Consider the following 19,761-nt stretch of genomic DNA (forward strand, 5'->3'; position numbering starts at 1 on the left):
TCCGGGGATGTGTTTCCTGATGTGCATTGCGCCCTGGCACCTGCTCCAAAGGAGACCGCATTCCATGTCGCTGCCCCGCCTCGCCGCACTCGCTGCCAGCCTGACGCTGTCCACCCTGGCCCTCGCCGCTCCCACTCAGTACCCGCTGACCCTTGAAAACTGTGGCGCGACCCTGACCTTCACGCATGCGCCAACCAAGGCTGTAACCATTGGCCAGGCCGGCACCGAAATGCTTTACGAACTGGGCCTGGGCGACAGACTGGTCGGCACCTCGCTGTGGTTCAACAACGTATTGCCACGCTTCAAGGCGCAGAACGACAAGGTCGAACGCCTGGCCGACAACGAGCCCAGTTTCGAAGCGGTAATCGGCAAGCGACCGGAACTGGTGGCCGCGCAGCTGGAGTGGATGGTCGGCAAACAGGGCGTGGTCGGCACCCGCGAGCAGTTCCATGACCTGAAGATACCTACTTACATCCTGCCGTCCGACTGCGAAGGCAAGGACAATCTGGTCGGTGCCGATGGCACACGACTGGAGCCATTCCGCATCGAGACCATCTACAAGAGCATCGAGCAACTGGCGCAGATTTTCGATGTGCAGGATCGCGGCGACGCGCTGGTCACCGACCTCAAGGGCCGCCTGAGCGCAGCGATTGCCAACGTCAGGCAGAACAAGGCCAACGACGTCTCGGCGCTGTTCTGGTTCTCCAGCTCTGACCTTGCCAGCGACCCTTTCGTGGCAGGCCGCAAAGGCATTCCAGACTTCATGCTCAACAGCCTGGGCATGCGCAATATCGTCCAGTCCGACGAAGAGTGGCCAACCGTGGGCTGGGAAACCATCGCCAAGGCCAACCCGAGCATTCTGGTCATCGCGCGCATGGATCGCCGCCGCTTCCCGGCCGACGATTACCTGAAAAAAATCGAATTCCTCAAGACCGACCCGGTGACCCGCAACATGGACGCAGTCAAGCATGACCGGATCGTGATAATCGACGCCGAGGGCATGCAGGCTGGCCTGCGTCTGTTCACCGGGTTCGAGGAACTGGCCGACGCCGCCAACCGTTTCAACGCTTCCAAATGAGATTACCGATAGCGTTGGTTCATGTGCTCTGGGTTTCGGCGGTGCTGGTGCTGGCGATCATGATCGGGGCCGCGATCGGCGAAACCTCGATCAGCCTGCAGGTGGTTTTTCAGGTGCTGGCCAACAAACTCTGGGCCGCAGGCTATGTGCTCGACCCTATCGACGAAGGCATCGTCTGGAACTACCGGCTGACCCGCGCCATTGTCGCAGCGGCCTGCGGGGCCGGGCTGGCGATCTGTGGTGTGGTGTTGCAGTCGCTATTGCGCAACCCGCTGGCAGACCCTTATCTGCTGGGGATCTCCGCAGGGGCCTCGACCGGTGCAGTACTGGTCGCCATTCTGGGCTTCGGTGCAGGTGCGATCTCGATGTCGGCGGGTGCCTTTGTCGGGGCTGTGGCGGCATTTTCGCTGGTCGCCCTGCTGGCGCACTCTTCACGCGGCACCACGGCAGCCGGGCAGATCATTCTGGCCGGGATCGCCGGTTCGCAACTGTTCAATGCCCTGACCTCGTTTCTGATCACCAAATCCGCAAGCTCCGAGCAGGCACGCGGCATCATGTTCTGGCTGCTGGGTAACCTCAGCGGCGTGCGCTGGCATTCGGTCTGGCTGGCCGTGCCAACGGTGCTGGTCGGTCTGCTGGTGTGCCTCTGGCACCGGCGAGCGCTGGACGCGTTCACCTTCGGCAGCGACTCGGCCGCGTCACTGGGGATCGCGGTACGCCGCGTGCAGATCATATTGATCGCTACCGCCGCGCTGGTCACCGCAGTGATGGTCTCGATTGTCGGCTCCATCGGTTTCGTCGGGCTGGTGATCCCGCACGCGGTGCGCATGCTGGTCGGTGTCCGGCACGCGCGGCTGGTGCCGCTGAGTGCCTTGAGCGGTGCACTGTTTCTGATCGCTGCCGATATCCTTTCGCGCACACTGATCAAGGGGCAGGCGCTGCCGATCGGGGTGATTACCGCACTGATCGGCGCACCGGTCTTCGCTTTGATTCTTATCCGGGGCAACAGCACGCGATGAACGCCTTACCTCATCCGCCCAGTGCACCGGTGCTCGGTTGTTCCGGTCTGGGTTATTCGGTTCGTGGCGCGGCGCTGCTGCGCGATGTCGACCTGAGCATTGCCGCGGGTGAAACCCTGGCCGTGGTCGGTCCCAACGGCTCGGGCAAATCCACCCTGCTCAAGCTACTGGCCGGCATTCAGAAGCCGGTCAGCGGCTCGGTCAGCCTGGGCGGGCAAGCACTTGAGGCGTTGAGCCGCAGGGACGTGGCGCGCCTGCTGGCGGTGGTCGAGCAGCAAGCTGAAACCAGCGACGCCGTGACCGTACTGGATGCCGTCGAACTGGGCCGCACGCCATGGCTGTCGGCACTCGAGCCGTGGAGCGCCGAGGACGATGCGATCGTTCGCCAGGCGTTGCAGGATGTGGACATGCTGCACCTGCAAAAACGCGCCTGGCACACCTTGTCCGGTGGCGAGCGGCAGCGCGTTCACATCGCCCGGGCGCTGGCGCAACGGCCGCAGATCCTTCTGCTGGACGAACCGACCAATCATCTGGACATCCAGCACCAACTGACCATCCTCGGTCTGGTCAGGGCGTTGCCGGTGACCACCGTGATTGCCCTGCACGATCTGAATCAGGCACTGGACTGCGACCGTGTGGCGGTCATGGAAAAGGGTCGGCTGGTCGCGCTGGGTGCGCCGCTCGAGGTGCTGACCCCGGAACGCCTGCTGAGCACCTTCGGCGTCGTGGCGCACTGGCTGACCGACCCCAGTGACGGGGCGAAGATTCTGCGCCTGCGCTCGCGCTGAAACCGCGCCGATGGTCAGTCCGGCACCTGCTGCAATCTGCAACAGGTGCACCGCGCGGTCTGTGGCACTACAATGCGCGCTTTGCCCGCAGCCGGATCCCGTTGCCATGTCGTTACCCAAGCACCACCTGGAATTGCTCAGCCCTGCACGGGATGTGACCATCGCCCGTGAAGCCATCCTGCATGGTGCCGATGCGGTCTATATCGGCGGGCCGAGCTTTGGTGCGCGGCACAACGCCTGCAACGAGGTCAGTGACATTGCCGAGCTGGTCAAATTCGCGCACCGCTATCACGCGCGGATCTTTACCACCATCAACACCATCCTCCATGACGACGAACTGGAGCCTGCGCGCAAGCTGATTCACCAGCTCTACGACGCCGGCGTGGACGCACTGATCGTGCAGGACCTCGGGGTGATGGAGATGGACATTCCGCCCATCGAGCTGCACGCCAGTACGCAAACCGATATTCGCACCCTGAGCCGGGCGAAGTTTCTCGATCAGGCCGGTTTCTCGCAACTGGTGCTTGCCCGGGAACTGAACCTGCAGGAAATCCGCGCAATCGCTGACGAAACCGACGCGGCCATCGAATTCTTCATCCACGGCGCACTGTGCGTGGCGTTCTCCGGGCAGTGCAATATTTCCCACGCGCAAAACGGCCGCAGCGCCAACCGTGGTGACTGCTCGCAAGCCTGCCGCCTGCCATACACCCTCAAGGATGATCAGGGTCGCGTTGTGGCCTTCGAAAAGCATCTGTTGTCGATGAAAGACAACAACCAGAGCGCCAACCTGCGTGCTCTGGTGGACGCCGGCGTGCGCTCGTTCAAGATCGAAGGACGCTACAAGGATGCGGGCTACGTAAAAAACATCACCGCTTATTATCGCCAGCGTCTGGACGAGATTCTCGAAGACCGCACGGACCTGGCACGTGCTTCCAGCGGCCGTACCGCGCACTTTTTCGTGCCGGACCCGGAAAAGACCTTTCATCGCGGCAGCACCGATTATTTCGTCAGCGACCGCAAGATCGACATCGGCGCGTTCGACACGCCGACCTTCACTGGTCTGGCGGTGGGCACCGTTGAAAAGCTCGGCAAACGCGACCTGATCGCTGTGACCCATGAGCCGCTGTCCAACGGCGATGGCCTCAATGTGCAGATCAAGCGTGAAGTGGTGGGCTTCCGTGCCAACATCGCCGAGCTCAAGGGCGAGTTCGAAGAAGACGGCCAGAAACGCTGGCGCTATCGCGTGGAGCCCAACGAGATGCCAGCGGCCCTTTCCGGCCTACGCCCCAATCATCCGCTGAACCGCAACCTGGACCACAACTGGCAACAAGCGCTGCTCAAGACCTCGGCCGAGCGTCGTATCGGCGTTCAGTGGCAGGTCACGCTGCGCGAAGATCACTTGAGCCTGAAAGCCACCAGCGAAGAAGGCGTGAGCGTCACGGTCGGTCTTGATGGGCCATTCGGAACGGCCAACAAGCCCGAGCAGGCGCTGGATCAGCTGCGTGACCTGCTCACCCAACTGGGCACCACGATCTATCATGCCCAGGATGTCAGGCTTGACGCGCCACAGGCGTTCTTCGTGCCCAACTCGCAGCTCAAGACCCTTCGCCGCGACGCCATCGAGGCATTGACCGAAGCCCGCATCAAGGCTCATCCGCGCGGCGGACGCAAGGCCGAGACCACTCCGCCACCGGTGTACCCGGAGTCGCACTTGTCTTTTCTGGCCAACGTCTACAACCAGAAGGCTCGCGACTTCTATCATCGCCACGGCGTGCAGTTGATCGACGCGGCCTACGAGGCCCACGAAGAGACCGGCGAAGTGCCGGTGATGATCACCAAGCATTGCCTGCGTTTCTCGTTCAACCTGTGCCCGAAACAGGCCAAAGGTGTGACAGGCGTGCGCACCAAGGTCGCGCCTATGCAACTGGTGCACGGTGATGAAGTGCTGACCCTCAAGTTCGATTGCAAGCCTTGCGAAATGCACGTGATCGGCAAGATGAAAGGTCACATTCTCGACTTGCCGCTACCTGGCAGCGCGGCGGCCAAATCGGTGGTCGGCCACATCACGCCGGAAGACCTGCTCAAGACTGCGCGCCATCGTTCTCCGCACTGATCGGTACAAGGGGTTGGCGCCCTGCCAGCCCCTTTCTGTCTTCTGATAAAGGCCTCTTAAAGAACGCGCTCCATATGAGTGGTGTTCCACACCGGATCGCTCTCCACATCGGTTACAGCAAAGCCCTGTTTCTCCCAGAAACGAATCGCGCCTGGCAGAAACGGATGGGTATGCAGGTACAAAACCTCTATGCCGCCTACCTCGGCATGAGCCCAGAGCGCCTGACATAAGCGGCTGGCCAGCCCGTCGCCGCGAAACTCCGGCGTGACGAACAGACGTACGATCTCGACAGTTCTGCGCCCGCGGTAATCGAACTGCGGGAAACGATGATCGTAAGGCAGGTAGCCCACAGCCGCGATGATCTGCCCTTCACAGCGGGCGATCAGGAACTTGCCGTCCTCACCGTTCAGATACACCTGCTCGAAACCGGCCAGATCGGGCGGAACGGTGACGGTGTCGAGCAAGGGAAAGATCGCGGCACGCGCGCGCATGACGAAATCGACGGTGTGCGGAATCTCGGAGGGGTGTACTTCAGTGATAGTGATGTTCATGAGCACGGACTTATTGGGGGAATTGCAGGGTGATACACATGTTACGCCAGCCTTGGGCTTCTGAACGCACGGCTTAACTATAGAGCAGGCGGCGCGGCGCAGAATTGCGACGCGGAGCGTCACGGCAGGCATTCCCACGCGGAACGCTCAGCGTTATACGCAAGTCCGCTTTTGATTCTGGCCGAAGGCCGTGGGAGCGACCGGCGGGACAGACCGCAGGCACGCCGTTATCGTGCCCACGCTCCGCGTACAGCGCACAGCTTTACAGCGCAGCCCCCTTGATGCGCACCAATGCAAGGCAGGAAAAATCCTGCGCCAGATGCGGCTGTAAACGCTGCGCGGCCTTGCGGGCATTGCCCATTCGGGCTTGAAGCGCTGCCGGCGCAAGCTGGCACAACCTCTGCATAATCCTCAACAACCCCACCATGAAGGTGGTCGGGCCGCCCCGGTTGATCGACGTGGATCGCCAGTCTCGCAAAGACCAGAGGGCTACTCGGGTGCTTCCGGCAACGTGGCTCGATGGCACCCCCGAATACCCAATAAGACAACAGGCAAAGGCGCCTGGAACCGAACGGTTCCGGGCGCTTTTTTTTTGCTTTGAAAAACCTGATTGGCCTCGGCCGGGACTCGCTATGAACACCACAGTCTTCCCCCCCAACGATGTAAAAACCCTGATCGTCGTCGGTAATGGCATGGTCGGACATCATTGCGTCGAGCAGTTGATAGCAGGCGGCGCACTCGAACGCTATCGCATCCACGTCTTTGGCGAAGAAACACAGCGCGCCTACGACCGCGTGCACCTGTCCGAATACTTCACTGGCCGCGACGCCGAATCGCTGGCCATGAGCGAGATGTCCGTTTACGAACAACCCGGCCTGACGCTGCACCTCGGCGTACCGGTGCTGGAGATCGATCGTGATCGTCACGAAATCATCACCGCCGAAGGCTGCTTCGGGTACGACAAGCTGATTCTGGCCACCGGCTCCTACCCGTTCGTACCGCCTATCGAAGGCGCCCGAGGCAACTCCCGGCTGGTCTATCGCACACTGGAGGACCTGGACAGCATTCGCTATGCCGCGTCGAAAGCCCGCCGTGGCGTCGTGGTCGGCGGCGGACTGCTGGGGCTGGAAGCAGCCAATGCGCTTAAATCGCTGGGGCTGGAAGCCCATGTCGTCGAGTTCGCGCCGCGTCTCATGCCGGTGCAATTGGACGACCTCGGTGGCGCTGCGTTGAAAGCGCGTATCGAAGCGCTGGGCGTCGGCGTGCATTTGTCCCGCGCCACGCAGTCGATCAGCGACGGCAAGCAGTACCGCTATCGCATGAACTTTGCCAATGACGAGTTTCTCGAAACCGACCTGATCGTGTTCTCCGCAGGTATTCGCCCGCAAGACGCCCTGGCCCGTCAGTGTGAACTGGCGCTCGGCCCACGCGGCGGCATCGCAATCGACGAGCATTGCCGCACCAGCGACGCCGATATCTATGCCATCGGCGAATGCGCAGCCTGGAACGGCAGTGTGTTCGGCCTGGTTGCGCCCGGTTATCAAATGGCCCGTGGCGTGGCAGCGCAGTTGTGCGAACAGGATACTGACGCGTTCTTCGGCGCCGACATGTCCACCAAGCTCAAACTGCTGGGCGTGGACGTCGGCTCCATCGGCGATGCGCACGGTGCGCTGGCCGGGGCCGTCAGTTATCGCTTCATTGACGAAGCCACCGCCAGCTACCGTCGCCTGGTGGTGTCGGCCGATGGCAAGCAGGTACTCGGCGCGGTGCTGGTCGGCGATAACAGCTACTACGACACGCTGCTGCAATATGCGCAGAACGGCATCCCGCTGCCCGCCGATCCATCGAGCCTGATTCTGCCGCGTGGCGAAGGCGCACCGACGCTGGGCGCCGATGCCCTGCCCGCCACAGCGACCATCTGCTCCTGCCATAACGTCAGCAAAGGCGCCGTGTGCTCGGCCATCGACAATGGCTGCACCGATCTGGCCGCAATCAAGTCCTGCACCAAGGCGGCCACCGGTTGCGGCGGTTGCACCGCACTGCTCAAACAGGTTTTCGAGCATGAACTGATGGCCCGCGGTGTGGCGGTCGACAAAAGCCTCTGCGAACACTTCGCTTATACCCGCCAGGAGTTGTACTCGATGGTGCGCGTCGAAGGCATCGAGACCTTTGACGAGCTGCTGACTCGCCATGGCAAAGGCGCGCATGGCTGCGACATCTGCAAGCCCGCAGTCGGCTCGATCCTGGCGTCGTGCTGGAACCGCCCCATCACCGAGCCTTCGCTGGTGCCACTGCAGGACACCAACGACACCTTCATGGCCAACATGCAGAAAAACGGCACCTACTCGGTGGTGCCACGTATTCCGGGTGGTGAAATTACCCCAGACGGCCTGATTGCGATTGGCGCCGTGGCGAAAAAATACGACTTGTACACCAAGATCACCGGCGGCCAGCGCATCGACCTGTTCGGCGCGCAGCTGCACGAGTTGCCGGATATCTGGAGCGAGCTGATCGAGGCAGGCTTCGAGACCGGCCATGCCTACGGCAAGTCGACCCGTACGGTTAAATCCTGTGTTGGCAGCACCTGGTGTCGCTACGGCGTGCAGGACAGCGTCGCCATGGCGCTGCGCATTGAGGACCGTTACAAGGGCCTGCGCTCGCCGCACAAACTCAAGTTCGCCGTGTCCGGCTGCACACGCGAATGCGCCGAAGCGCAGAGCAAGGACGTCGGCGTAATTGCCACCGAGAACGGCTGGAACCTGTACCTGTGCGGTAACGGCGGCATGCGTCCGCGTCACGCCGAGTTGTTCGCCACCGACCTGGATGACGAAACCCTGATTCGTTACATCGACCGCTTTCTGATGCTCTACATCCGCACCGCCGACAAGCTGCAACGTACCTCGGTCTGGCGTGAAACGCTGGAAGGCGGCCTCGAGTATCTCAAGGCGGTCATCATCGACGACAGCCTGGGCCTGGCCGCAGAGCTGGAGTCGCAGATGCAACTGGTGGTCGACCGCTACGAATGCGAATGGGCCAACGCCCTCAAGGACCCGGAAAAGCTCAAGCGTTTCCGCACTTTCGTCAACGACGGGCGTGCTGACCCCGACGTGCAGTTCGTCAAGGAACGCGCCCAGCGCCGTCCGGCAAAACCCGAAGAGCTGGCCCTTATTCCGTTGTTCAAGGAGGTAGTGTGATGAACGCGTCTCAGACAATACTTGCCGGCGACAATGCGCCCACGGCAGCGCAGCCGCACTGGCAGACGCTGTGTGGGCGCGCGGATCTGGTCGCCAATTCAGGCGTCGTGGCATGGCTGGACGGCGCGCAGGTCGCGCTGTTCTACCTGCCCGAAACCGCACAGGGCGAGCAGCTCTTTGCTATCGACAACCGCGATCCCAAATCCGGGGCGAACGTGATCGGGCGTGGTCTGATCGGGCAGATCGCGGGCGAGCTGGTCATCGCTTCGCCGCTGTACAAGCAGCACTTTCGTCTGCACGACGGCAGTTGCATCGAATACCCGGAACAGCGGCTCGACGTCTGGCCGGTAAGGCTCAAGGGTGATCAGGTAGAGATTGCCGTTTAATCGACAATGCCGATCGCAGACAACCTGGTCGCTGTCGAACCAGGTTGCTGCGGGGCATTTCTTGCAGCTTATTGAAGCTCGGAGACCAACGCCTTGTTGAAGCCCTGCGGGTCTTCCATCTGCGGGGCATGGCCTTGGCCTTGAACTCCACCAGCCTGGCGCCCGGGATCATCTGCGCCACCTGCTTGCCTAATACCTTGTAATTGCCGATCTTCGCCTTGACCTCAGGCGGCGCGATGTCGCTGCCGATGGCAGTGGTATCGGCATCGCCAATCATCAGCACCGTCGGCACCTGCAATTTGGGAAACTCGTAGAACACCGGCTGGGTGAAAATCATGTCGTAGATCAACGCCGAGTTCCAGGCCACGATCTTGTGCCCCGGCCCTTTGTTCAGACCGGCCAGCATGTCGACCCACTTGTCATACTCAGGCTTCCAGCGACCATCGTAGTAGGTCTTCTGCTCGTAGGCGCGAATGCCTTCGGCGGTGGTCTTCAGCTCTCGTTCATACCACTGATCGACGCTGCGGTACGGCACGCCGAGTGCTTTCCAGTCCTCGAGGCCGATAGGGTTGACCATCACCAGCTTCTCGGTCTGTTTCGGGTACATCAACGCGTAACGCGTAGCGAGCATGCCGCCCGTGGAGTGACCGATCACAGAGGCCTTGTCGATACCCAGCTTTTCCAGCAGCGCATGGGTATTCATCGACAACTGCTGGAAGCTGTACTGATAGTGCTCCGGCTTGGTCGAGGTGCAGAAACCGATCTGATCCGGTGCGACAACGCGATAGCCCGCGGCACTCAGTCCCTTGATGGTGTCTTCCCAGGTCGCAGCGCAAAAATTCTTGCCATGCAGCAGCACTGCGGTGCGGCCATTCGCCTTGCCGCCGGGCGCGACGTCCATGTAACCCATTTCCAGCGTCTGGCCTGGGACTGGAAACTGAATTTGTGCAGCGCATGGGGGTACGTGAAACCTTCCAGTTGCTGGCCATAACCGGGCGTCTCAGCCAGTGCTACGCTGACAGCGTCAACGACATCAACATGCCGGCAATCTTTGCAGCCCGCATAAGGGGCACCTCCTGTAGCTAGGGATCGGGAATCCACGGCGGTTTTTACGTTAAACCGCAGGCCCGCCAGTAGACCCTGTTTCCCCTACAGATTCGCCCTTTTCCTGCCTGAAGAAGCGTAAGCAGACGTTTCATCATGTTGGGGCAAAATGCTGGACGCCTTCTGTGCGGACTGCCTAGACTTAGCCACCCGTTATCGGCCGTTTTGGCCATCCGGGTCTGATGCCAAGGAACAGCAATGAATCGAAATGAACTGCGCAAGGCCGACATCAACCTGATGGTGGTATTCGAAACATTGATGCAGGAGCGTAACGTCACCCGTGCAGCCGAAAAATTGTTTTCTCGGCCAGCCCACGATAAGCGCTGCCTTGAATCGCCTGCGCAGTCTGCTCAACGACCCGCTGTTCATCCGCGTCGGCCACCGCATGGAACCCACTGCACGCGCCCACGAGATTCTCAAGCACCTGACGCCGCGCTGGACGCCATGTCCACGGCGCTCAGCCTGACCACCGACTTCGATCCATCAGTCAGCAAAATGACCTTTCGCATCGGCCTGACCGATGACGTCGAATTCGGCCTGCTGCCGGCGATGCTCAAGGCCATCCGCCTGGAAGCGCCGGCGTGGTGATCGTGGTCAAGCATGTCGACTACCTGAATATCTCCGAAGTGCTGATGTCCGGCGATATCACCGTTGGCGTCTGCCTGACCCGTGAACTACCGGCCAACGCCAAGCGCAAGACCCTGCGTAACGTGCAGCCGAGGCTGGTGCGCGCCGACAAGCCTGCCAGCCCCATGAGCCTGGACGAATACTGCTCACGCCCGCACGTGGTGGTGTCGCACGTTGCGAGCGTCAATAGTTTCTCCGATGAGTGGCTGACCGCGCTGGGGCGCAAGCGGCAGGTGGTGTTGTCGGTGCCGCAGTTCGCCACCCTGCCCGCCTTGATGGCCGGCACCGACATGATTTCGGGGCTGTCCGACTACGCGGCAAAGGCCATGAGCGCCTTGGGTTTGCTGTATGACGAGCCACTGCCCTTCCCCACGCCGGGCTGGACCTGTCAATGACGTGGCTGAGTGTGATGGACAGCGACCCTGCCGAGCGTTGGCTGCGCAGCAGGATCGAGGAGTTCATGGGCGAGCGCCAGGAAGCGCCCGCCCTGGCCGGATGATCAGCCGAAACGACGGTGATGTAATCTTCGGTCTGGGTCTTGGAGGGCTTGGTGAAGATGGTATCGGTGTCGCCGTGCTCGATCAGTTCCCCCATGAACATGAAGGCCGTGTAGTCGGAGCAACGCGCCGCCTGCTGCATGTTGTGAGTCACGATGATTACGGTGAACTGCTCTTTAAGCTCGGTGATCAGTTGTTCGATACGTCCTGTGGAAATAGGGTCAAGTGCCGAGGTTGGCTCGTCGAGCAGCAATACCTGAGGACGCAGTGCGATGGTGCGGGCGATGCACAGACGCTGCTGCTGACCACCGGACAGGCCGGTCGCGCTCTGCTTGAGCTTGTCCTTGACCTCGTCCCACAAGGCCGCGCCACGCAGGGCCTGCTCGACGCGATCTTCCATTTCCCGACGCGACAGTTTTTCGTGGTGCTTGATGGCGTAGGAAATATTGTCGTAAATCGACATCGGGAACGGCACAGGCTTCTGAAACACCATGCCCACATGACTGCGCAGGCGGTTCATCGAATAGCCTGGCGCCAGGATGTTCTCGCCATTGAGCAGCACTTCACCGCGTGCTTCCTGCTTCGGGTACATCGCGTAGATGCGGTTGAAGACGCGCAGCAGGGTCGATTTACCGCAACCCGACGGGCCGATGATCGCAGTGATGCGCTTCTCGGGGATAGTCATGTCGATGGACTTCAACGACTTCTGGTTGTTGTAGAAAAACTCCAGACCGCGTACTTGGATCTTGGTTTTTTCGTTGGCCAGGGAAAGGTTGTTCATCAGGACGCCCTATTGCGCAGAAGAATTAAGCGAGACAGCAGACTCAGTATCAGTACGAACAAGGTCATGACCAGCGCACCGGCCCATGCCAGGGAGTGCCAGTCATCGAACGGGCTCATGGCGTACTGGAAAACCACCACCGGAACGCTGGCGATGGGTTTGAGCAGATCGCTGCTCCAGAACTGGTTGCCGAAAGCGGTGAACAGCAGCGGCGCGGTTTCGCCGGTGATGCGTGCCAATGCGAGCAATACGCCGGTTACCACACCCGCCTTGGCCGCGCGAAGGACGATTTGCAGGGTCAGCTTCCATTGCGGTACACCCAGCGCCAGCGCAGCTTCACGCATGGTCGAGGGTTGCAGTTGCATCATTTCGTCAGTGGTACGCACCACCACCGGTATCACCAGCAATGCCAGTGCGAGCGCACCGGCAATCGCCGAAAAGCCCACCTGATGGCCTGTCACCGCGTTGAGTGGCAGTACCACGACGGTGTAGACGAACAGACCGAGCACGATGGAAGGTGCCGACAGCAGGATGTCGTTGATGAAGCGAACCGTGTTGCCCAGTTTGGTGTAGCGGGCAAATTCGGCCAGCCAGATGCCGGCCATCAGGCCGATCGGCGTACCGATCAGCAGGCCGATGCCGGACATCAGCACGCTGCCGTAGAACGCGTTGGCCAGGCCACCCTCGGTACCAGGCGGCGGAGTCATGCCGGTAAACAGTTGCAGGTTGAGCGCGTCGATGCCCTTGATGATGGTGGTCAGCAGAATCCACACCAGCCATAGCAGGCCGAAGGCAGTAGCACCACAGCTGAGCACCATCGCAATCTTGTTCTTGAAACTGCGAACCCGATACAGGTGCTCGCTGCCGGTCACATCCTTACTCATAACCCCTCCTTACGCGAAAGGCGCGACAGCATCAGGCGTGCAAGGGCCAGCACGATGAAGGTGACGACGAACAACAGGAAGCCGAGGGCGATCAGTGCGGAACGGTGCAAGTCGGTATAGGCCTCGTTGAACTCGTTGGCGATCACCGAAGCGATCGAACTGCTCGGCATCATCAGCGAAGCCGAGAACTGATGCGCGTTGCCCAGTACGAAGGTTACCGCCATGGTTTCGCCGAGCGCGCGTCCCAGCCCGAGGAACACACCGCCGACAACGGCCGAACGGGTGTAAGGCAGCACGATGTCCCAGACCACTTCCCAGGTTGTACCGCCCAGTGCATAGGCCGATTCTTTAAGGGCTACGGGCACGGTGCGGAAGACTTCCTGCATCACCGAGGTAATGAACGGCGTGATCATGATCGCCAGCACGATACCGGCGGTCAGCATGCCGATACCCAACGGTGGCCCCTGGAACATCGGACCGATCAGCGGCAGTGCGCCAAGGTTTTCGGTGATCCACGGCGACAGGTGTTCAGCCATGAATGGGCCGAAGACAAACAGCCCCCACATGCCGTAGATGATCGAAGGGATACCGGCCAACAGCTCGATGGCCGAGCGATCGGCATGCGCCGCCTTGGAGCCGCATCGATCGCTCGGCCATCGAGCTGTTGGCGGTATCCTTCGATCATCTACGGCATGTGGGGCTGTTTGTCTTCGGCCCATTCATGGCTGAACACCTGTCGCCGTGGATCACCGAAAACCTTGGCGCACTGCCGCTGATCGGTCCGATGTTCCAGGGGCCACCGTTGGGTATCGGCATGCTGACCGCCGGTATCGTGCTGGCGATCATGATCACGCCGTTCATTACCTCGGTGATGCAGGAAGTCTTCCGCACCGTGCCCGTAGCCCTTAAAGAATCGGCCTATGCACTGGGCGGTACAACCTGGGAAGTGGTCTGGGACATCGTGCTGCCTTACACCCGTTCGGCCGTTGTCGGCGGTGTGTTCCTCGGGCTGGGACGCGCGCTCGGCGAAACCATGGCGGTAACCTTCGTACTGGGCAACGCGCATCAGTTCTCGGCTTCGCTGATGATGCCGAGCAGTTCGATCGCTTCGGTGATCGCCAACGAGTTCAACGAGGCCTATACCGACTTGCACCGTTCCGCACTGATCGCCCTCGGCTTCCTGTTGTTCGTCGTCACCTTCATCGTGCTGGCCCTTGCACGCCTGATGCTGTCGCGCCTTTCGCGTAAGGAGGGGTTATGAGTAAGGATGTGACCGGCAGCGAGCACCTGTATCGGGTTCGCAGTTTCAAGAACAAGATTGCGATGGTGCTCAGCTGTGGTGCTACTGCCTTCGGCCTGCTATGGCTGGTGTGGATTCTGCTGACCACCATCATCAAGGGCATCGACGCGCTCAACCTGCAACTGTTTACCGGCATGACTCCGCCGCCTGGTACCGAGGGTGGCCTGGCCAACGCGTTCTACGGCAGCGTGCTGATGTCCGGCATCGGCCTGCTGATCGGTACGCCGATCGGCCTGATGGCCGGCATCTGGCTGGCCGAATTTGCCCGCTACACCAAACTGGGCAACACGGTTCGCTTCATCAACGACATCCTGCTGTCGGCACCTTCCATCGTGCTCGGTCTGTTCGTCTACACCGTCGTGGTACTGCCACTCAACGCGGTGACAGGCCATCAGGTGGGCTTTTCGGCGATTGCCGGTGCGCTCGCACTGGCATTGCTGGTGATACCGGTGGTGGTGCGTACCACTGACGAAATGATGCAACTGCAACCCTCGACCATGCGTGAAGCTGCGCTGGCGCTGGGTGTACCGCAATGGAAGCTGACCCTGCAAATCGTCCTTCGCGCGGCCAAGGCGGGTGTGGTAACCGGCGTATTGCTCGCATTGGCACGCATCACCGGCGAAACCGCGCCGCTGCTGTTCACCGCTTTCGGCAACCAGTTCTGGAGCAGCGATCTGCTCAAACCCATCGCCAGCGTTCCGGTGGTGGTTTTCCAGTACGCCATGAGCCCGTTCGATGACTGGCACTCCCTGGCATGGGCCGGTGCGCTGGTCATGACCTTGTTCGTACTGATACTGAGTCTGCTGTCTCGCTTAATTCTTCTGCGCAATAGGGCGTCCTGATGAACAACCTTTCCCTGGCCAACGAAAAAACCAAGATCCAAGTACGCGGTCTGGAGTTTTTCTACAACAACCAGAAGTCGTTGAAGTCCATCGACATGACTATCCCCGAGAAGCGCATCACTGCGATCATCGGCCCGTCGGGTTGCGGTAAATCGACCCTGCTGCGCGTCTTCAACCGCATCTACGCGATGTACCCGAAGCAGGAAGCACGCGGTGAAGTGCTGCTCAATGGCGAGAACATCCTGGCGCCAGGCTATTCGATGAACCGCCTGCGCAGTCATGTGGGCATGGTGTTTCAGAAGCCTGTGCCGTTCCCGATGTCGATTTACGACAATATTTCCTACGCCATCAAGCACCACGAAAAACTGTCGCGTCGGGAAATGGAAGATCGCGTCGAGCAGGCCCTGCGTGGCGCGGCCTTGTGGGACGAGGTCAAGGACAAGCTCAAGCAGAGCGCGACCGGCCTGTCCGGTGGTCAGCAGCAGCGTCTGTGCATCGCCCGCACCATCGCACTGCGTCCTCAGGTATTGCTGCTCGACGAGCCAACCTCGGCACTTGACCCTATTTCCACAGGACGTATCGAACAACTGATCACCGAGCTTAAAGAGCAGTTCACCGTAATCATCGTGACTCACAACATGCAGCAGGCGGCGCGTTGCTCCGACTACACGGCCTTCATGTTCATGGGGGAACTGATCGAGCACGGCGACACCGATACCATCTTCACCAAGCCTCCAAGACCCAGACCGAAGATTACATCACCGGTCGTTTCGGCTGATCATCCGGCCAGGGCGGGCGCTTCCTGGCGCTCGCCCATGAACTCCTCGATCCTGCTGCGCAGCCAACGCTCGGCAGGGTCGCTGTCCATCACACTCAGCCACGTCATTGACAGGTCCAGCCCGGCGTGGGGAAGGGCAGTGGCTCGTCATACAGCAAACCCAAGGCGCTCATGGCCTTTGCCGCGTAGTCGGACAGCCCCGAAATCATGTCGGTGCCGGCCATCAAGGCGGGCAGGGTGGCGAACTGCGGCACCGACAACACCACCTGCCGCTTGCGCCCCAGCGCGGTCAGCCACTCATCGGAGAAACTATTGACGCTCGCAACGTGCGACACCACCACGTGCGGGCGTGAGCAGTATTCGTCCAGGCTCATGGGGCTGGCAGGCTTGTCGGCGCGCACCAGCCTCGGCTGCACGTTACGCAGGGTCTTGCGCTTGGCGTTGGCCGGTAGTTCACGGGTCAGGCAGACGCCAACGGTGATATCGCCGACATCAGCACTTCGGAGATATTCAGGTAGTCGACATGCTTGACCACGATCACCACGCCGGGCGCTTCCAGGCGGATGGCCTTGAGCATCGCCGGCAGCAGGCCGAATTCGACGTCATCGGTCAGGCCGATGCGAAAGGTCATTTTGCTGACTGATGGATCGAAGTCGGTGGTCAGGCTGAGCGCCGTGGACATGGCGTCCAGCGCGGGCGTCAGGTGCTTGAGAATCTCGTGGGCGCGTGCAGTGGGTTCCATGCGGTGGCCGACGCGGATGAACAGCGGGTCGTTGAGCAGACTGCGCAGGCGATTCAAGGCAGCGCTTATCGTGGGCTGGCCGAGAAACAATTTTTCGGCTGCACGGGTGACGTTACGCTCCTGCATCAATGTTTCGAATACCACCATCAGGTTGATGTCGGCCTTGCGCAGTTCATTTCGATTCATTGCTGTTCCTTGGCATCAGACCCGGATGGCCAAACGGCCGATAACGGGTGGCTAAGTCTAGGCAGTCCGCACAGAAGGCGTCCAGCATTTTGCCCCAACATGATGAAACGTCTGCTTACGCTTCTTCAGGCAGGAAAAGGGCGAATCTGTAGGGGGAAACAGGGTCTACTGGCGGGCCTGCGGTTTAACGTAAAAACCGCCGTGGATTCCCGATCCCTAGCTACAGGAGGTGCCCCTTATGCGGGCTGCAAAGATTGCCGGCATGTTGATGTCGTTGACGCTGTCAGGCGTAGCACTGGCTGAGACGCCGGTTTATGGCCAGCAACTGGAAGGTTTCACGTACCCCCATGCGCTGCACAAATTCAGTTTCCAGTCCCAGGGCCAGACGCTGGAAATGGCTTACATGGACGTCGCGCCCGGCGGCAAGGCGAATGGCCGCACCGCAGTGCTGCTGCATGGCAAGAATTTTTGCGCTGCGACCTGGGAAGACACCATCAAGGGACTGAGTGCCGCGGGCTATCGCGTTGTCGCACCGGATCAGATCGGTTTCTGCACCTCGACCAAGCCGGAGCACTATCAGTACAGCTTCCAGCAGTTGTCGATGAATACCCATGCGCTGCTGGAAAAGCTGGGTATCGACAAGGCCTCTGTGATCGGTCACTCCACGGGCGGCATGCTCGCTACGCGTTACGCGTTGATGTACCCGAAACAGACCGAGAAGCTGGTGATGGTCAACCCTATCGGCCTCGAGGACTGGAAAGCACTCGGCGTGCCGTACCGCAGCGTCGATCAGTGGTATGAACGAGAGCTGAAGACCACCGCCGAAGGCATTCGCGCCTACGAGCAGAAGACCTACTACGATGGTCGCTGGAAGCCTGAGTATGACAAGTGGGTCGACATGCTGGCCGGTCTGAACAAAGGGCCGGGGCACAAGATCGTGGCCTGGAACTCGGCGTTGATCTACGACATGATTTTCACCCAGCCGGTGTTCTACGAGTTTCCAAATTGCAGGTGCCGACGGTGCTGATGATTGGCGATGCCGATACCACTGCCATCGGCAGCGACATCGCGCCGCCTGAGGTCAAGGCGAAGATCGGCAATTACAAGGTATTAGGCAAGCAGGTGGCGCAGATGATCCCGGCGCCAGGCTGGTGGAGTTCAAGGGCAAGGCCATGCCCCAGATGGAAGACCCGCAGGGCTTCAACAAGGCGTTGGTCTCCGAGCTTCAATAAGCTGCAAGAAATGCCCCGCAGCAACCTGGTTCGACAGCGACCAGGTTGTCTGCGATCGGCATTGTCGATTAAACGGCAATCTCTACCTGATCACCCTTGAGCCTTACCGGCCAGACGTCGAGCCGCTGTTCCGGGTATTCGATGCAACTGCCGTCGTGCAGACGAAAGTGCTGCTTGTACAGCGGCGAAGCGATGACCAGCTCGCCCGCGATCTGCCCGATCAGACCACGCCCGATCACGTTCGCCCCGGATTTGGGATCGCGGTTGTCGATAGCAAAGAGCTGCTCGCCCTGTGCGGTTTCGGGCAGGTAGAACAGCGCGACCTGCGCGCCGTCCAGCCATGCCACGACGCCTGAATTGGCGACCAGATCCGCGCGCCCACACAGCGTCTGCCAGTGCGGCTGCGCTGCCGTGGGCGCATTGTCGCCGGCAAGTATTGTCTGAGACGCGTTCATCACACTACCTCCTTGAACAACGGAATAAGGGCCAGCTCTTCGGGTTTTGCCGGACGGCGCTGGGCGCGTTCCTTGACGAACTGCACGTCGGGGTCAGCACGCCCGTCGTTGACGAAAGTGCGGAAACGCTTGAGCTTTTCCGGTCCTTGAGGGCGTTGGCCCATTCGCATTCGTAGCGGTCGACCACCAGTTGCATCTGCGACTCCAGCTCTGCGGCCAGGCCCAGGCTGTCGTCGATGATGACCGCCTTGAGATACTCGAGGCCGCCTTCCAGCGTTTTCACGCCAGACCGAGGTACGTTGCAGCTTGTCGGCGGTGCGGATGTAGAGCATCAGAAAGCGGTCGATGTAACGAATCAGGGTTTCGTCATCCAGGTCGGTGGCGAACAACTCGGCGTGACGCGGACGCATGCCGCCGTTACCGCACAGGTACAGGTTCCAGCCGTTCTCGGTGGCAATTACGCCGACGTCCTTGCTCTGCGCTTCGGCGCATTCGCGTGTGCAGCCGGACACGGCGAACTTGAGTTTGTGCGGCGAGCGCAGGCCCTTGTAACGGTCCTCAATGCGCAGCGCCATGGCGACGCTGTCCTGCACGCCGTAGCGACACCAGGTGCTGCCAACACAGGATTTAACCGTACGGGTCGACTTGCCGTAGGCATGGCCGTTCTCGAAGCCTGCCTCGATCAGCTCGCTCCAGATATCCGGCAACTCGTGCAGCTGCGCGCCGAACAGGTCGATGCGCTGGCCGCCGGTGATCTTGGTGTACAAGTCGTATTTTTTCGCCACGGCGCCAATCGCAATCAGGCCGTCTGGGGTAATTTCACCACCCGGAATACGTGGCACCACCGAGTAGGTGCCGTTTTTCTGCATGTTGGCCATGAAGGTGTCGTTGGTGTCCTGCAGTGGCACCAGCGAAGGCTCGGTGATGGGGCGGTTCCAGCACGACGCCAGGATCGAGCCGACTGCGGGCTTGCAGATGTCGCAGCCATGCGCGCCTTTGCCATGGCGAGTCAGCAGCTCGTCAAAGGTCTCGATGCCTTCGACGCGCACCATCGAGTACAACTCCTGGCGGGTATAAGCGAAGTGTTCGCAGAGGCTTTTGTCGACCGCCACACCGCGGGCCATCAGTTCATGCTCGAAAACCTGTTTGAGCAGTGCGGTGCAACCGCCGCAACCGTGGGCCGCCTTGGTGCAGGACTTGATTG

At 60.7% G+C, this 19,761-nt stretch carries 10 protein-coding genes and 9 pseudogenes; 11 read left to right on the forward strand and 8 right to left on the reverse strand.

Annotation, left to right across the window (positions count from 1 at the left end; all coding sequences use genetic code 11):
* Positions 1-64 precede the first annotated feature (64 nt).
* From V476_RS00415 to V476_RS00430, 4 genes are all read left to right on the forward strand, one after another.
* Positions 65-1,078, forward strand: coding sequence for an ABC transporter substrate-binding protein (locus V476_RS00415; protein ID WP_024961163.1), 1,014 nt, complete (start codon positions 65-67; stop codon positions 1,076-1,078).
* A complete protein-coding gene (locus tag V476_RS00420; RefSeq protein WP_004417354.1) occupies positions 1,075-2,097 on the forward strand; it encodes a FecCD family ABC transporter permease in 1,023 nt (340 codons plus the stop codon). The genes V476_RS00415 and V476_RS00420 overlap by 4 nt, the downstream gene beginning before the upstream one ends.
* Positions 2,094-2,885, forward strand: coding sequence for an ABC transporter ATP-binding protein (locus V476_RS00425; RefSeq protein ID WP_003396475.1), 792 nt, complete (start codon positions 2,094-2,096; stop codon positions 2,883-2,885). Before V476_RS00420 ends, V476_RS00425 begins: the two co-directional genes overlap by 4 nt.
* 106 nt (positions 2,886-2,991) lie before the next feature.
* Positions 2,992-4,998, forward strand: a complete 2,007-nt coding sequence (locus tag V476_RS00430) for a peptidase U32 family protein (RefSeq protein WP_024961164.1) — start codon at positions 2,992-2,994, stop codon at positions 4,996-4,998.
* 56 nt (positions 4,999-5,054) lie between these two features.
* Here the strand turns inward: V476_RS00430 and V476_RS00435 are convergent, their stop codons facing one another.
* On the reverse strand, positions 5,055-5,549 hold the full coding sequence (locus V476_RS00435) for a GNAT family N-acetyltransferase (protein ID WP_024961165.1): 495 nt from the start codon (positions 5,547-5,549) through the stop codon (positions 5,055-5,057).
* 632 nt (positions 5,550-6,181) lie between these two features.
* Here V476_RS00435 and nirB point away from each other — a divergent pair.
* Positions 6,182-8,743, forward strand: a complete 2,562-nt coding sequence (gene nirB / locus V476_RS00440) for a nitrite reductase large subunit NirB (RefSeq protein ID WP_024649082.1) — start codon at positions 6,182-6,184, stop codon at positions 8,741-8,743.
* Entirely contained in the window at positions 8,743-9,129 is a 387-nt protein-coding gene (gene nirD / locus V476_RS00445; protein WP_003315451.1) for a nitrite reductase small subunit NirD, read from the forward strand. Before nirB ends, nirD (V476_RS00445) begins: the two co-directional genes overlap by 1 nt.
* A gap of 68 nt (positions 9,130-9,197) precedes the next feature.
* Here the strand turns inward: nirD (V476_RS00445) and V476_RS00450 are convergent.
* A pseudogene (locus tag V476_RS00450) lies at positions 9,198-10,193 on the reverse strand (alpha/beta fold hydrolase).
* A 238-nt stretch (positions 10,194-10,431) separates the two neighbouring features.
* Here V476_RS00450 and V476_RS00455 point away from each other — a divergent pair.
* Positions 10,432-11,359 (forward strand): annotated as a pseudogene (locus V476_RS00455) (LysR substrate-binding domain-containing protein).
* A 14-nt stretch (positions 11,360-11,373) separates the two neighbouring features.
* On the opposite strand, the pseudogene pstB (V476_RS00460) reads toward V476_RS00455, so the two are convergent.
* The 3 genes and pseudogenes from pstB (V476_RS00460) to pstC (V476_RS00470) form a co-directional block, all read right to left on the reverse strand.
* Positions 11,374-12,138, reverse strand: a pseudogene (gene pstB / locus V476_RS00460) (phosphate ABC transporter ATP-binding protein PstB); the annotation flags it as partial.
* Positions 12,138-13,022, reverse strand: a complete 885-nt coding sequence (pstA, locus tag V476_RS00465) for a phosphate ABC transporter permease PstA (RefSeq protein ID WP_003396464.1) — start codon at positions 13,020-13,022, stop codon at positions 12,138-12,140. The gene pstA (V476_RS00465) and the pseudogene pstB (V476_RS00460), both read right to left, overlap by 1 nt.
* A pseudogene (gene pstC, locus V476_RS00470) lies at positions 13,019-13,662 on the reverse strand (phosphate ABC transporter permease subunit PstC); the annotation flags it as partial. The pseudogene pstC (V476_RS00470) and the gene pstA (V476_RS00465), both read right to left, overlap by 4 nt.
* A 6-nt stretch (positions 13,663-13,668) precedes the next feature.
* Here pstC (V476_RS00470) and pstC (V476_RS00475) point away from each other — a divergent pair.
* The 3 genes and pseudogenes from pstC (V476_RS00475) to pstB (V476_RS00485) form a co-directional block, all read left to right on the forward strand.
* A pseudogene (gene pstC, locus V476_RS00475) lies at positions 13,669-14,283 on the forward strand (phosphate ABC transporter permease subunit PstC); the annotation flags it as partial.
* A complete protein-coding gene (gene pstA, locus V476_RS00480) occupies positions 14,280-15,164 on the forward strand; it encodes a phosphate ABC transporter permease PstA (RefSeq protein ID WP_003396464.1) in 885 nt (294 codons plus the stop codon). The pseudogene pstC (V476_RS00475) and the gene pstA (V476_RS00480), both read left to right, overlap by 4 nt.
* A pseudogene (gene pstB / locus V476_RS00485) lies at positions 15,164-15,942 on the forward strand (phosphate ABC transporter ATP-binding protein PstB). Before pstA (V476_RS00480) ends, pstB (V476_RS00485) begins: the two are co-directional and overlap by 1 nt.
* Here pstB (V476_RS00485) and V476_RS00490 read toward each other — a convergent pair.
* Positions 15,943-16,870 (reverse strand): annotated as a pseudogene (locus V476_RS00490) (LysR family transcriptional regulator). It abuts the pseudogene before it with no gap.
* A 238-nt stretch (positions 16,871-17,108) separates the two neighbouring features.
* Between V476_RS00490 and V476_RS00495 the strand changes: the two are divergent.
* A pseudogene (locus tag V476_RS00495) lies at positions 17,109-18,102 on the forward strand (alpha/beta fold hydrolase).
* Between the two features lie 68 nt (positions 18,103-18,170).
* Here V476_RS00495 and nirD (V476_RS00500) read toward each other — a convergent pair.
* Positions 18,171-18,557, reverse strand: a complete 387-nt coding sequence (nirD, locus tag V476_RS00500; protein ID WP_003315451.1) for a nitrite reductase small subunit NirD — start codon at positions 18,555-18,557, stop codon at positions 18,171-18,173.
* Positions 18,557-19,761: pseudogene (locus tag V476_RS00505) on the reverse strand (nitrite reductase large subunit NirB family protein); the annotation flags it as partial. The gene nirD (V476_RS00500) and the pseudogene V476_RS00505, both read right to left, overlap by 1 nt.

The sequence above is a fragment of the Pseudomonas syringae KCTC 12500 genome (assembly GCF_000507185.2).
GTDB lineage: Bacteria > Pseudomonadota > Gammaproteobacteria > Pseudomonadales > Pseudomonadaceae > Aquipseudomonas > Aquipseudomonas syringae.

What these genes read in the sequence shown, in the direction of transcription:
- V476_RS00415 (WP_024961163.1), top strand. Translation starts at nt 65, where the DNA reads ATGTCGCTGCCCCGCCTCGCCGCACTCGCTGCCAGCCTGACGCTGTCC.
- V476_RS00430 (WP_024961164.1), top strand. Translation starts at nt 2,992, where the DNA reads ATGTCGTTACCCAAGCACCACCTGGAATTGCTCAGCCCTGCACGGGAT.
- pstA (WP_003396464.1), top strand. Translation starts at nt 14,280, where the DNA reads ATGAGTAAGGATGTGACCGGCAGCGAGCACCTGTATCGGGTTCGCAGT.
- pstA (WP_003396464.1), bottom strand. Translation starts at nt 13,022, where the DNA reads ATGAGTAAGGATGTGACCGGCAGCGAGCACCTGTATCGGGTTCGCAGT.
- nirD (WP_003315451.1), top strand. Translation starts at nt 8,743, where the DNA reads ATGAACGCGTCTCAGACAATACTTGCCGGCGACAATGCGCCCACGGCA.
- V476_RS00435 (WP_024961165.1), bottom strand. Translation starts at nt 5,549, where the DNA reads ATGAACATCACTATCACTGAAGTACACCCCTCCGAGATTCCGCACACC.
- V476_RS00420 (WP_004417354.1), top strand. Translation starts at nt 1,075, where the DNA reads ATGAGATTACCGATAGCGTTGGTTCATGTGCTCTGGGTTTCGGCGGTG.
- nirD (WP_003315451.1), bottom strand. Translation starts at nt 18,557, where the DNA reads ATGAACGCGTCTCAGACAATACTTGCCGGCGACAATGCGCCCACGGCA.
- V476_RS00425 (WP_003396475.1), top strand. Translation starts at nt 2,094, where the DNA reads ATGAACGCCTTACCTCATCCGCCCAGTGCACCGGTGCTCGGTTGTTCC.
- nirB (WP_024649082.1), top strand. Translation starts at nt 6,182, where the DNA reads ATGAACACCACAGTCTTCCCCCCCAACGATGTAAAAACCCTGATCGTC.